Raw genomic sequence first — 12,682 nt, forward strand, 5'->3', positions numbered from 1 at the left:
AGACCGCAGTCTAACAACGCCACCACAACAGCGACTGTCACAGTTGCAGTTTTCCGGAGCGAATCTGTACGTTTGACAAGCACACTTCAGCTCCGGGACTTCACGCCTGGAACGCAGAACAGGAGATCAACGCTGTGAGCAGTCGCGCTTCGCAGGCACTGGCCCGCCCGTTCACGCTCGGTTCGGCCGAGCTGCCGAACCGCATCGTCATGGCGCCGATGACGCGCACCATGTCCCCGGGCGGCATCCCCGGAGCGGACGTCGCCGCGTACTACGCGCGCCGCGCCGCCGCGGGCACCGGGCTGATCATCACCGAGGGCACCTTCGTGGACCACCCGTCGGCGGGCATGAGCTCCCGGGTCCCGCGCTTCCACGGCGAGGAGCAGCTGGCGGGCTGGGCGCGCGTCGTCGACGCCGTGCACGCCGAGGGCGGCACCATCATGCCGCAGCTGTGGCACGTGGGCATCCAGCGCCCGGCCGGAGCGGGCCCGTTCAAGGACGCCCCGGTGGTCGGCCCTTCGGGCGTAGGCCTCGACGGCGAGCCGGGCGCCGGTTCGCCGCTGACGTCGGCCGACATCGACGACCTCGTCAACGCCTTCGCCGAGGCCGCCTGGGCGGCCGAGCGGATCGGTTTCGACGGCGTCGAGCTGCACGGCGCGCACGGCTACCTCGTCGACCAGTTCCTGTGGGAGCGCACCAACAAGCGCACCGACGCCTACGGCGGCAACCACGTCGAGCGCACCACGTTCGCGGCTGACATCGTCAAGGCCGTCCGCGAGCGGGTGTCGCCGAACTTCCCCGTCGTCTTCCGCTTCTCGCAGTGGAAGGCGAACAACTACGACGCCAAGCTGGCCGAGAACCCCGACGAGCTGGCGGAGGTCCTCGCGCCGCTGTCGGACGCCGGCGTCGACGCCTTCCACGCCTCGGGACGCCGCTACTGGGAACCGGAGTTCCCCGAGTCGGGTTCGGAGCTCAACATCGCCGGGTGGGCCAAGAAGCTCACCGGCAAGCCGGTCATCACCGTCGGCTCGGTCGGGCTGGACGCGATGTTCGAGCCCGAGACGCTGGGCACCAAGGGCGCGTCGGTGGAGAGCATCGAGCGGCTGCTCGAGCGCTTCGAGCGCGACGAGTTCGACCTGGTCGCGGTCGGCCGCGCACTGCTGGCCGACCCGCTGTGGGCGGAGAAGGTGCTCGCCGACCGGCAGCACGAACTCGTCCCGTTCGCCAAGGACGCGCTCAACACCCTCTACTGAGTCAGTGGACGGACGCCAGCAGTTCGAGGACCTCGGCATCCCGCGGGAGGCGAGGCGCGTTGCGGGTGACCGCATCGGCCGCCGCGCCTGCCGCGATCCCCGGGAGGGCCTCGCGGTCGACGCCGAGCTCCCGCAGGGGCCTCCTGATGTCGAGCGCGGCGCACACCTCGGCCACCGCCTCGATGGCGTCGCCCACCCCGAGGGCACGTGCCGTCGTGGCGTAGGCGTGGGCGGCTTCGGCAGCGCTGAAGGCCATCACCTCCTGCGCCACCGCCGCCAGCGCCACGCCGTGCGGGATGCCGGCCTGCGCGGTCAGCGCGTGGCCGATGCCGTGGACCAGGCCGAGCCCGGAGAGCGTGAGCGCGTGCCCGGCGAGGTGCGCCCCGAACAGCACCTCCGCTCGCGCGTCGAGGTCGGTCCCGTCCCGGTGGGCAGCGGGGAGGGACCGGCCGAGCATGGTGATCGCCTGCGTGGCGAAGGCCTGCGAGACGGGGTTGGCGCCTCGCGAGGCCAGCGACTCGATCCCGTGCACGAGCGCGTCGAAGCCGCTGGAGGCGGTGGTCGACCGCGGCAGGCCGAGGGTGAGCTCCGGGTCCAGCACAGCGGTGCGGGGACGGACAGAGGGATGTCCGATGTAGACCTTGCGTCGGAGGCGCGGGTCTTCCACCACGCCGAAACCGTTGGTCTCGGCGCCAGTTCCGGCCGTGGTGGGCACGGCCACCAGCGGGAACCCGTCGACCGGGCGGCCCGGCAGACCCGTCGCGGTCGCCTGCGGGTTCGCCGCCAGCAACGCGATCCCCTTGGCCGCGTCCAAGGCCGAGCCACCGCCGACGGCGAGGACCACGGCCCTGCCGAACTCACGCAACCGGGCCGCGCCGCGATCGACCTCGTCCGTCGTCGGGTTGGGGCCGACGTCCTCGTGCACCACGTGCTCGACGTCGCCGAGGATCTGCTCGATCCGCGAGACGATGCCGCTGGCGCGCAGTCCGCGGTCGGTGACGACGAGGACCCGCTGCTCCTCGAGCGGTTCGAGGAACGTGGGCAGTTCCGCGACCACTCCGGCGCCGAACTCCGTCCGCCCGGGTGGTTCGACGCTCAACCGATCCGCCACCGCTGCACCGCCTCCTCGTCCAGTTCGACGCCCAAGCCCGGCCGCTGCGGCACCTCGAGCTCGCCGGAGGCGGTGACCCGGACCGGCTCGGTGAGCATGAAGTCGCGCCGCTCCGGTGTCCAGCCCGGCGGGTCGTAGGGGTACTCGAAGAACGGACCGCCGCCGACGCCCGCGGCCACGTGCAGGTTCGCCAGCAGACCGATGCCGTTGGTCCAGCTGTGCGGGGTGAACGCGCGGTGCTTGTGCTGCGCCAGCTCGGCGAGCGTTCGCGCCCGGTGCATGCCCACGGCCAGCACCACGTCCATCTGGTAGACGTCGAGCACGTCCTCGTCCAAGCAGGACAGCAGCTCCGGCACGGAGTGGTGCATCTCCCCCGCCGCGATCCGCACGCCCGGGTTGTCCGCCCGCAACTGCTGGAACCCGCGCCGATCCGCGTACGGGAGAGGCTCTTCCACCCAGAAGACGTCCAGTTCGGACAGTCGACGGACGAGCCTACGGGTCGCTGCGAGGTCCGTGGCGTCGGCGGTGTCCCCGGCCATCCGCCAGGACTGGTTGAGGTCCACCATGATCCCGAACTCCGGCCCGAGGGCCTCGCGAACCGCCGCCACCGCGGCGACCCCCTCCTCCACGCGGTCCCGGTCGATGCGGATCTTCATCGCCTGGAACCCGGCCTCGCGCACCTGCCAGGCGACCTCGACCCGCTCCTGCGGTGCCTTGAGCTCCGCGGTGGAGGCGTAGGCGGGGAGCGCGCGGCCCGCACCACCGAACAGCGTCGCGACCGGAAGTCCCGCGACCTTGCCGAAGACGTCCCACAGCGCCGCCTCCAGCGGCCAGAACCGCCCGCCGTGGAAGTTCGCGGTCTCGATGGCGCGCACGTGGCGGACGATGTCGAGCGGGTCCTGCCCGACGAAGAGGTGCCGGACGGCGTCGAAGCCGTCCATGGTGTCGCCCGAGCCGATCCCGACGATCCCCTCGTCGGTGTGCACGCGAACGATCGTGGCGTCGAAGTGCCTGCGCGGGTCGGGGTCCCAGGCGGCGCGCAGCGGCGGGTCGAGCTCCAGGCGCAGCCGTTCCAGGGTGATGTCGGCGATCTTCATGGTGCCTCCGATCCGCCTCGACGGTAGGAACGCGAACCTCGCGCGGCAAGGGATTCACCCGCTTCGCACCGCGTTGCTCCTGACGCGGTGCGCGGACGACCCGGCCCGCACGGTCGCGGTGCTGGTCGCGACGTGCACCCACCCCCAGCCCGACCAGGTCGGTGCACCGCGGGCGCGGTGCGGCTCTGGTCGGGCTGCGGGTGGGAGTGGCCGCCCTTCAGGGGCTGGAGGTCGTGGTCTCGGGTGATTCCTCCGGTGGTGGTTCGCTGGACTCCGGTGGTGGCGGGGGTGGCTCGCTGGACTCCGGAGGCGGGGTGCTCGAGGGCGGCGGTTCGCTCGGTGGCGGAGGCGGCGGGGGCTCCTCCGAGGGCGGCGGTGGCGGCGGAGGTTCGCTCGACGACGGCGGTGGTGGGGGCGGCGGTTCCGGCGAGGGCGCCGGTTCCGGTGGCGGGGCCGGAGCCGGGCCCGGTGCGGGCGCTGGCCCCGGCGCGGGACCAGGGGCGGGCGCGGGGCCCGGAGGCGGCGCTGGTGGAGCACCCGCGGGAGCCGGAGGTGGCGGCGCGGCGTTCATCGGAACGCCGAGCGGCGTGTCGACCAGCGACGGCGTGGGGTCCGGGGCGCCAGGCGGGAGGCCCGGGGTGGTGATGACGCCCTTCGCGTAGCGGTCGGCCCAGGCCAGCACCGTGCGGACGTAGGTCTCCGAGGGGTTGTAGCGGAAGATCGCCGCGGCCAGCTGCTCCCGGTCCCGGAGGTCACCGCCACCGGCGCACAGGTAGCGGCCCGCGGCCAGGGCCGCGTCGAAGACGTTGTGCGGGTCCGCCCCGCGGTGCGCGTAGGAGCGCCAGGTGCTCGGGATGAACTGCATCGGCCCGACCGCTCGGTCCCACACCGCGTCGCCGTCGAGCCCGCCACCGTCGGTGTCGCGGATCGCCGCGATGCCTGGACCGCCGGTGAGCCGCGGACCCAAGATCGGCGAGTACGTGCGCCCGGCCTTGTCGACCTGACCGGACCTGGCGTGGTTGGACTCCACGCGCCCGATGCCGGCCAGCACCGACCAGTGCAGGCCGCACCCCGGGTCCGACTTCGCCAACGACCCTTCCGCCTTCCGGTAGGCGGCCAGCACCACCCCGGGGATCCCCAGGGTCCCGGGCGGGACCTGCCCCAGCCGTCCGGTACCGCGCCCGATCCCGCCGTTGCGGAGGTCGTCGTGGAAGCGGGGGCTGAGGACCGGGTCGTGCGACGTCCGCCCGTTGACGCCCGTCCGGTCACCGATCGGCGGCTTCGGCGCCGGGGCGGTCGCCGCGTGCGCGCGCTGCTCCCCCGCGTCGAACGCGGAATCCCCCCGCATCGCCAGGACCGGCAGCAACGCCACCAAGACCCCGGTGGTGACCGCGGTGAACCGCTCCCCCCGGCTGAACTCCTCCGGCACCGTCACAACCCGCACCTCCTGCCACCCGCCCCTGTCGGACTTGGGCGGGTTCGCGAGGTACCGATTGTTCGAACGCGCACCGGGCACCTGTACCGCTGATCGGATGCGTTGGTTGAACCACTCGGAGCCGCGGGTTCCGGTTGTCGATCTTCGGGTGCAGTACGGTCGGTGCATGGCCGACTACGCGCACATCCGGAGCGAGAGGGACGGCGAGACCGTCACGATCACCATGGACCGGCCGAAGCGGCGCAACTCCCTCTCCCACGAGCACCTCGCTGAACTGCTGGCGGCCTTCCGCGAGGCCGGCGACACGGACGCCTCGGGCATCGTGCTGGCCGGGACGGGTCCGGTGTTCTCGGCGGGGCACGACTTCGCCGACGTCGCCGCGCGCGACCTCACCGGGGTGCGCGACCTGCTGCGCCTGTGCACCGAGCTGATGGACACGGTCCAGTCGGTGCCCCAGGTCGTCGTGGCCCGGGTGCACGGCTTGGCGACCGCCGCCGGGTGCCAGCTGGTCGGTGCCTGCGACCTGGCGGTGGCCGGTGAGTCGGCGGGGTTCGCGCTGCCCGGCGGGAAGGGCGGCTGGTTCTGCCACACCCCCGCGGTGCCCGTGGCGCGCAACATCGGACGCAAGCGGCTGATGGAGATGGCGTTGACCGGCGACGTCATCGACGCGACCACGGCCCTCGACTGGGGCTTGGTGAACCGCGTCGTCGCCGACGACGCCTTGGACGAGGCGGTCGCGGACCTGCTCGCCCGCGCCACCCGCGGCAGCCGCACCAGCAAGGCCCTCGGCAAGCAGACCCTCTACGCCCAGCTCGGCCGCCCCGAGCAGGACGCCTACGCGATCGCGCTCGAGGTCATGGCCGCCGCCTCACAACTTCCCGCCGCCCGCGAAGGGATGAACGCCTTCCTCGAGAAGCGCCACCCCGACTGGACCGACTGAGCACCCTCCCGAGACCGCTCCGCCCAGCAGCGCGGGTGTCACGACCCGAGCCCCTCCGTGAACTCCGCCCCCCGCTCCTGGTGCACGCCGCGGTGCACGGTGTCACGGCGCTCTCGCCACGAAGCAGCGCAGCACCTGGCGCGGTCCGCCGACCAACTCCCGCGTTCGCATTGCGCGCGATGTTCGACGGGGAACTTCGAGAGTCGAACTTCGCGCGAAGTTCGAAGGCGCATGCGCAGCGTGGGGGCCGGGCCAGCGGCTTTCGCCGCACGGCTGGAGAGTGCTCGTGGAGCACGCGCTCCACGACGCGAGCACACCGGGCCCGAGCCCCTCAGGCTGCCTCGACGAGCGGGGTGGGCTGCGTCCACGGGGCGGCGACCTCGAGCTGGCGTGCCAGTCTCAGCAGCAGGCCCTCGCTCTGCAGCGGGCCGACGAACTGCACGCCCAGCGGCAGTCCCGCGTCGGTGCGGTGCAGCGGCAGGCTGATCGCCGGACGTCCGGTGATGTTGGCCAGTTGCGTGTAGGGCACCCACCGCAGGCTGTTGTCCACGATCTGCTCGACCGTGCCGAGCAGCGTGAGCACCCGCGTGGTCCTGGTCCGCAGCAGGCCCTTGACGACCGCCCGCAGCGCGGCCGGGGTGTCCAGCGCGCCGATCTCGATCGGGGGCTCGCCCAGGCTCGGCGTCATCAGCAGGTCGAACTCGTCGTGGAAACCCGCCAGTGCCGCGACGTGCTCGCGCCGCCGTTCCTGCGCCTCGTGCAGCGCGATGGCCCCGGTCGACCGGCCCAGCGCGGCCATCACCAGGGTGTCGAGCTCGAAAGCCTCGTCGCCGCACCCCGTCTCGCGCTTGATCCGCTGGACTTCGGCGGCCTGCTTGACGAACCACATGAGCAGGAAGTCCCTGCCGAGACGGCGGTCGTCGTGCGGCGGGTCGACCTCCTCCACGTGGTGGCCGAGCTCGGTGAGCAGTTCGGCCGAGCGCTCCACCGCGCGCACCGCCTCCGGGTGCGGCTTCTCGCGCAGGGCGCACCGGGTGGTGTACCCGATGCGCAGCGCGCCGGGAGCGTCGTCGAGCTGGTCGGCCAGCGGGCGGCGCGGAGTTTCGACGACGTAGGGGCTGGTCGGTTCGGACCCGAACAGCGCGTCGAGCATCGCCGCGGAGTCGCGCACGGTGCGGGAGATGACCCCGTTGGTGGCCATGCCGTGGAACTGCTCGCTCTCCACCGGGCCCGCGGGCAGCAGACCGCGCCCGGGCTTGAGACCGACGAGACCGGTGCAGGCGGCCGGGATCCGGATGGAGCCGCCGCCGTCGCTGGCCGCCGCGACCGGCACGATGCCCGCGGCCACGGCCGCCGCGGAACCACCGGACGAGCCGCCCGGGGTGCGCGCGAGGTCCCAGGGGTTGCGGGTCGGGCCGAACAGCTCCGGTTCGGTGACGCCCTTGGAGCCGAACTCGGGCGTGTTGGTCTTGCCGAAGACGACGAGTCCGGCGTCCAGCCAGCGCTGCACGACCGTGTCGGTCCCGGTCGCCTTGCGATCGGCCAGAGCTCGGCAACCGTCGGCGCTCTGCGTCCCGGCGAGGTCCTGGTGCAGGTCCTTGAGCAAGAAGGGCACGCCGGCGAAGGGACCGGAGAGCTCCCCGGCGACCCGTTCGTCCGCGTGCTCGTCGAGCCAGGCGACGAGGGCGTTGATGGCGGGGTTGACCGCCGTCGCCCTGGTCCTGGCCGCCTCCAGCAGTTCACCCGCCGTCACCTGTCCCGAGGCGACCAGGTGTGCCAGCCCCAGACCGTCGTGCCGCAGGTATTCCTCGACGTCCACCCGTTCTCCTCCACCGCCATCAGCTGAGCGCGTCGCAGCCGAGCTCCAGGCTCTGCCGGAACTGCGCGTGCTGCACCGCAGGAATCGCGCCCAGCATCGCCGCCTCGATCGCCGAGATCAACGGGTCGCACCGTTCCAGCAGGTCATGCCCGGAGGGGGTGAGCGCGATCAGCAGCTCCCGCCGGTTGTTCGGGTCGCGGTGGCGTTCCAGGCGACCGTGGCGCTCCAGTGCCCGCACCATCTCGTTCATGGTCTGCGGCGTGACGAACGAACGGCGCGCCAGCTGCGCGGAGGTCAACCCGTCGCGGTGGCGCAGCACGGTCAGCGCGGTGAACTGCGGCGCGGTGAGCCCGAGCGGGCGCAACGCCTCGTCCATCCGAGCGCGGATGGCCAGTTCCAGGCGTTTGACCAGGTACAGCGTCAGCGGCTGGGCGTCGTCGGTCACGCCCCCATCATCGCGCACCTCTCAGCGATCCTTCCATCCCGCGGCGAGCGGACGTGGTCCGCAGACACCGCCCCGCTCCTCCAGGACAGCTCCAGGGCACTCGGCATCGCGGGCCCCGGCCACATCCGGGCGCCACATCGGAACAGCCCACGAACTCGACGTGCCCTCACTCACCTCGGAGGGCGGACATCCCGCGGATGTCCGCCCTCCGCACGCGGGTGGGCCGGTCAGTCCCGGTAGGCGGAAAGGCCTGGCTTGTAGGTCTTGTCGTCGAGGAACTGGGACATGCCCTTCTCCCTGCCGTGGGTGCGGTCGAGGAACTGCGACTGCTCGAACTTGGCGTAGAGGTAGTCCTCGGCCTGCTCCCACGGCATGTCGCGGGCGACCTTGTACCCGACCTTGGCCGCGCGCAGCACGACCGGGTTGGTGGCGGCGAGCTTGAGCGCGAGCTCCCGGGTGCGCTCGCGCAGCCGGTCAGCCGGAACGGACTCGTTGACCAAGCGCATCTCGGCGGCGCGACGACCGTCGAACAGCTCGCCGGTCATGATGAAGTAGAGCGCGTCGCGCTGGCTGACGGTAGCGGCCAGGGCGCGGGTGACCACGCCCCCGGGCGGGATGCCCCAGTTGATCTCCGACAGGCCGTACTGCGCCTCCTCGTCGGAGATCGCCAGGTCGCAGGCCACTAGCGGGGTGAAGGCGCCGCCGAAGCACCAACCGTTGACCATCGCGATGGTCGGCTTCGACCAGTTCGCCAGCCTCTTCCACTGCCACTCGGCGCTGGCCCGCCGCACCCGGATCTGCACCGACGGGTCGTCGGCCTCGTCGACCTCGCGGAAGTACTCCTTGAGGTCCATCCCGGCCGACCAGGACTCGCCGGCGCCGGTGAGCACCAGGACCTTGCACCGCGGGTCGGCTTCGAGCGCGTCGAGGGTGCGGACCATCTCGTCGTTGAGCGTCGGGTTCATCGCGTTCCGCTTGTCCGGGCGGTTGAGCGTGACCCAGGCGATGCCCTCGTCGAACTCGACGAGAACGGTGTTGCCCCAGGGGGCTTCGTCAGACGAAGCGGACATGGTGGACCTCTCTCGCGCGCACCATCAGGGTTCCTGATCGTTCTTGCCGCCCGATCCTGGGCGCACCGCGCGATGCGGGGCAAGGACTTGTGACCCGGAGCACGTTCGTGCGGGTGCATGCGCGAGGAAGCGGTGCCCTCGCCGGAAGTCCGCGCAGCGAGCCGCGTTGGTGCGGCCGTCACGACGGGCGAGCCCAGGGCGTGGCGAGGAACGGCTCCGCTCCTGGTGTTCCAGGATCGACCCGGAGCGGCCGGAGGGGAGGGGTGGGCACCGCGCCCACCCCTCCCCCACTCCTCACGAGGTGTGGTGCACCTCCTGCAGGCCGTAGACCGGCGTCGGGATCCCCTCCGCGCGCGCCTTGAGCTGCAAGGCGAGGTAGAGGGAGTAGTGCCGGGACTGGTGGAGGTTGCCGCCGTGGAACCACAAGCCCTCCTGCTGGGTGGGCTTCCACATGTTGCGCTCCTCGCCCTCCCACGGGCCGGGGTCCTTGGTGGTGTCGGACCCCAGACCCCACACCTTGCCGACCTCGTCGGCCACCTCCTGGCCGACGATGTCGGCGGCGAGCCCGTTCATCGAGCCGAAACCCGTTGCGTAGACGACGAGATCGGCTTCCAGCCGGGTTCCGTCGGTGAGCACAACCTCGTGTTCGGTCAGCTCCGCAACGTCGCCGCGCGCGAGCCGGACACTGCCGTTGGCGATGAGTTCGCAGGCGCCGACGTCGATGTAGTACCCGGAGCCGCGGCGCAGGTACTTCATGAACAGGCCCGAATCGTCGTCGCCGAAGTCGAGCTCGAACCCGGCCTGCTCCAGTCGCGCGTAGAAGTCGGCATCCTCCTGGCGGATCACGTCGAACGCCGGCTTCTGGAACTGGTGGAGGATCCGGTACGGGATGGACGCGAAGGTCAGGTCCGCGGTCCGGGTGTCGATGCCCGCGGCGACCGCTTCCTCGGAGTACAGCGGCCCCAAGCTGTGCTTCATCAACGAGTCCGACCGCACCACGTGGGTCGAGGAGCGCTGCACCATGGTGACGTCGGCACCGGCTTCCCACAGCGCGGCGCAGATGTCGTGAGAGGAGTTGTTCGACCCGATCACCACCGCCTTCTTGCCGCGGTAGGCGTCCGGACCGGGGTGGGCCGAGGAGTGGTGCTGGTCGCCGCGGAACCGGTCCTGGCCCGGGAAGACCGGCACGTTCGGCTTGCCGGAGACGCCCAGCGCCATCACCAGCTGGCGCGGCCGCAGCGTGACCTCCTCACCCGCGCGGTCCACGACCAGCTCCCACCGGCCTTCGGCCTCGTCGTACTTGGCGCTGAGCGCGTGCGTGGAGCCCCAGTAGTTGAGCTCCATGACCTTGGTGTACATCTCCAGCCAGTCGCCGATCTTGTCCTTCGGCGAGAACACCGGCCAGTTCTCCGGGAAGTCGATGTAGGGCAGGTGGTCGTACCAGACCGGGTCGTGCAGGGCCAGCGACTTGTAGCGCTTGCGCCAGGAGTCGCCGGGCCGCTCGTTGCGCTCGACGATGATCGTGGGCACGCCGAGCTGGCGCAGCCGCGCGCCGAGCGCGATGCCGCCCTGGCCACCGCCGACGATGACGACCTCGGGCTGCTTCGTGCGGCCGAGTTCCGCGGCCTCGGCTTCCCGCTCCTCCCACCACGTCACCCGGTCGGGGTTCACGCCGTGCTCGGCGCCCCGGGGCCTGCGGTGGTTCTTCGGTTCCTCGTGCCCCTTGAGCTCGTCGAGGGTGGTCAGGAACGTCCAGGCCGCGCCGTCCACCAGCCGCAGGTGGCCGGTGCCGCGGCCCACGGCGGTCTCGAAGGAGAACCACGCCTCGGTGACGCCGTCGGTCTCGGCCGGCTCGCCCAGCAGCGCGAACCGGCTCGGTGCCGCGTGCTCCAGCGTGGCCCGCAGCATCGCGGCGATCTCCTCGCGCCCTTCCGACGTCTTGATGTTCCAGGTCAGCGCGACGAGGTCGCGCCAGTAGCTCTCCTCGCCGAACAGCGACGCCACGCGGTCGGCGTCGCGTGCGGCGATGGCGTCGGAGAACTCGGACATCCACTGCTCGACCCGGGTCCGGGTCGCGGTGTGCTCGACGGTCTGGCTCACGGACTACCTCCCGCGTGGGCGTCGTTGCCCTCGCCGCGACGCCCTGAGTGGTCGCGATCACATGTCACCAGTCATGGAGCCACACCGCCGCCCGCAGCGCACGGGTTGCACGGGGTTGCAGCGGTCCTCAGCCGCGCACGGCCCGAGCGGTGGAGTGCGGCAGCAGCGCGGCCGGGTCGTCCGGGCGCAGCACCGCGACCTCGACGGTGTCGCCGAACCGGTAGGGACGTCGGCTCAGCAGACCACCGAGGTTGCGCCGCAGCCGCGACATCTCGGCCCGCACCGTGACGGTGCGCCGCTCGTCGCCGAAGACGTCGGCGGCCAGCTGCGCGGCGGTGCGACCACCCGGGTGCACCGCCAGCAGGAACAGCAGTTCGGCGTGCCGCGGGCTCAGCGGGTGGCTCCAGTCGCCAGACGCCGAGCTGACCTCGACGCGGGCCTGGGAGCTGCGCAGGTCCAGCCGCACCCGGGTGCGTTCGTCGAGGGCCGCGTCGGGGTCCTCGTCGAGCAACCGCACGAGCCACCCGCCCGGCACCGGTTCCACGGCGCAGTCGCCCAGCGAGGGCAGCCACGCGCGACCGGCCCCGCACTCGGCGGGCAGCGCGACGTGGCCGACCGGGGCGGTCCCGGAGGACGCGGCGACCCAACCGTGCGGGTCGGTGACCACGGCCGGACCGCTCACCCGCGCCAGGATCGGGACCGCGGAGCCGCGCAACGCCTCCAGGGCGGCGAGGTGGCTGGTGTGCAGCTGGGACTCGGCCAGCTGGGCCACGGTCTGCACCAAGGCCAAGGTGGTCGGGCTGACCGTGGCAGCCGGCCCGGAGAGGTCCACCGCGCCGAGCAGCCGGCCGGTGCGCGGATCCCGCATGGGGGCGCTGGCGCAGGTCCAGGCGTGGTGGCTGCGCACGTAGTGCTCGGCGGAGTACACCTGCACCGGCAGGCCGGTGACCAGCGCCGTGCCGATAGCGTTGGTGCCGACGGCGTCCTCGCCCCAGCTCATGCCTTCGACGAAGCCGAGCGCGTCGGCGTTGCGGCGCACGGCCGAGCTGCCGTCCCGCCACAGCACGTGGCCGTCGGCGTCGGTGATCACCATGATGTTCGCGGTCTGCTCCGCGACGTCGCCGAGCCTGCCGCGCAGCAGAGGCAGCACCTCCGCCAGCGGCGAAGCGCGCCTGCGCTCGGCGAGCTGGTCGGCCCGCAGCGGGCGTGCCGTGCCACCGCGTTCCGGGTCGACGCCGCGCGAGAGCATCCGCGACCACGACGCACCGATCACCGGTCGCGGAGGCGCCGGCGGTGTCTCACCGGCCACCGCGGCGTCGTGCACCCGGGCGAGCAGCCGCGCGTAGCGGTGCGGGTCCTCCCCGACCGGCAGCGCTGCCTCGAAGCTCTCCTGACGCACGGCCACAGTGTGT

Annotated in this window: 10 protein-coding genes; 2 read left to right on the forward strand and 8 right to left on the reverse strand. The window is 72.3% G+C overall.

The window, feature by feature from the left end; genetic code table 11:
• Positions 1 to 134 precede the first annotated feature (134 nt).
• Positions 135 to 1,253 (forward strand): NADH:flavin oxidoreductase, encoded by a 1,119-nt coding sequence (locus EIL87_RS20995; RefSeq protein ID WP_125092291.1) that lies wholly within the window; start codon positions 135 to 137, stop codon positions 1,251 to 1,253.
• 1 nt (position 1,254) lies between these two features.
• On the opposite strand, the gene EIL87_RS21000 is transcribed toward EIL87_RS20995, so the two are convergent.
• From EIL87_RS21000 to EIL87_RS26895, 3 genes are all read right to left on the reverse strand, one after another.
• Positions 1,255 to 2,364: an iron-containing alcohol dehydrogenase family protein gene (locus EIL87_RS21000; protein WP_125092292.1), complete on the reverse strand. Its 1,110-nt coding sequence runs from the start codon at positions 2,362 to 2,364 to the stop codon at positions 1,255 to 1,257.
• Positions 2,349 to 3,461, reverse strand: a complete 1,113-nt coding sequence (locus tag EIL87_RS21005; RefSeq protein ID WP_125092293.1) for a mandelate racemase/muconate lactonizing enzyme family protein — start codon at positions 3,459 to 3,461, stop codon at positions 2,349 to 2,351. Before EIL87_RS21005 ends, EIL87_RS21000 begins: the two co-directional genes overlap by 16 nt.
• A gap of 217 nt (positions 3,462 to 3,678) precedes the next feature.
• Positions 3,679 to 4,896, reverse strand: a complete 1,218-nt coding sequence (locus tag EIL87_RS26895; protein ID WP_158628679.1) for a lytic transglycosylase domain-containing protein — start codon at positions 4,894 to 4,896, stop codon at positions 3,679 to 3,681.
• A gap of 166 nt (positions 4,897 to 5,062) precedes the next feature.
• Here EIL87_RS26895 and EIL87_RS21015 point away from each other — a divergent pair, with 166 nt between their 5' ends.
• Positions 5,063 to 5,836 carry an enoyl-CoA hydratase-related protein gene (locus EIL87_RS21015; RefSeq protein WP_125092294.1) on the forward strand — a complete coding sequence of 258 codons (774 nt, stop codon included), beginning with the start codon at positions 5,063 to 5,065 and terminating at the stop codon, positions 5,834 to 5,836.
• A 331-nt stretch (positions 5,837 to 6,167) separates the two neighbouring features.
• On the opposite strand, the gene EIL87_RS21020 is transcribed toward EIL87_RS21015, so the two are convergent.
• The 5 genes from EIL87_RS21020 to EIL87_RS21040 all read right to left on the reverse strand — a co-directional run bounded on the left by EIL87_RS21020 (position 6,168) and on the right by EIL87_RS21040 (position 12,669).
• Complete coding sequence (locus EIL87_RS21020; protein ID WP_125092295.1) at positions 6,168 to 7,655, reverse strand: amidase; 1,488 nt, start codon at positions 7,653 to 7,655, stop codon at positions 6,168 to 6,170.
• A 19-nt stretch (positions 7,656 to 7,674) separates the two neighbouring features.
• Positions 7,675 to 8,100: a MarR family winged helix-turn-helix transcriptional regulator gene (locus tag EIL87_RS21025; protein ID WP_233576431.1), complete on the reverse strand. Its 426-nt coding sequence runs from the start codon at positions 8,098 to 8,100 to the stop codon at positions 7,675 to 7,677.
• A gap of 227 nt (positions 8,101 to 8,327) precedes the next feature.
• Entirely contained in the window at positions 8,328 to 9,170 is an 843-nt protein-coding gene (locus EIL87_RS21030) for a p-hydroxycinnamoyl CoA hydratase/lyase (RefSeq protein WP_125092296.1), read from the reverse strand.
• Positions 9,171 to 9,464: 294 nt separating this feature from the next.
• Positions 9,465 to 11,270 (reverse strand): NAD(P)/FAD-dependent oxidoreductase, encoded by a 1,806-nt coding sequence (locus EIL87_RS21035; protein WP_199740536.1) that lies wholly within the window; start codon positions 11,268 to 11,270, stop codon positions 9,465 to 9,467.
• Positions 11,271 to 11,397: 127 nt separating this feature from the next.
• On the reverse strand, positions 11,398 to 12,669 hold the full coding sequence (locus EIL87_RS21040) for a helix-turn-helix domain-containing protein (RefSeq protein WP_233576432.1): 1,272 nt from the start codon (positions 12,667 to 12,669) through the stop codon (positions 11,398 to 11,400).
• Positions 12,670 to 12,682 lie beyond the last annotated feature (13 nt).

Source organism: Saccharopolyspora rhizosphaerae (assembly GCF_003931915.1).
Taxonomy (GTDB): Bacteria; Actinomycetota; Actinomycetes; order Mycobacteriales; family Pseudonocardiaceae; genus Saccharopolyspora; species Saccharopolyspora rhizosphaerae.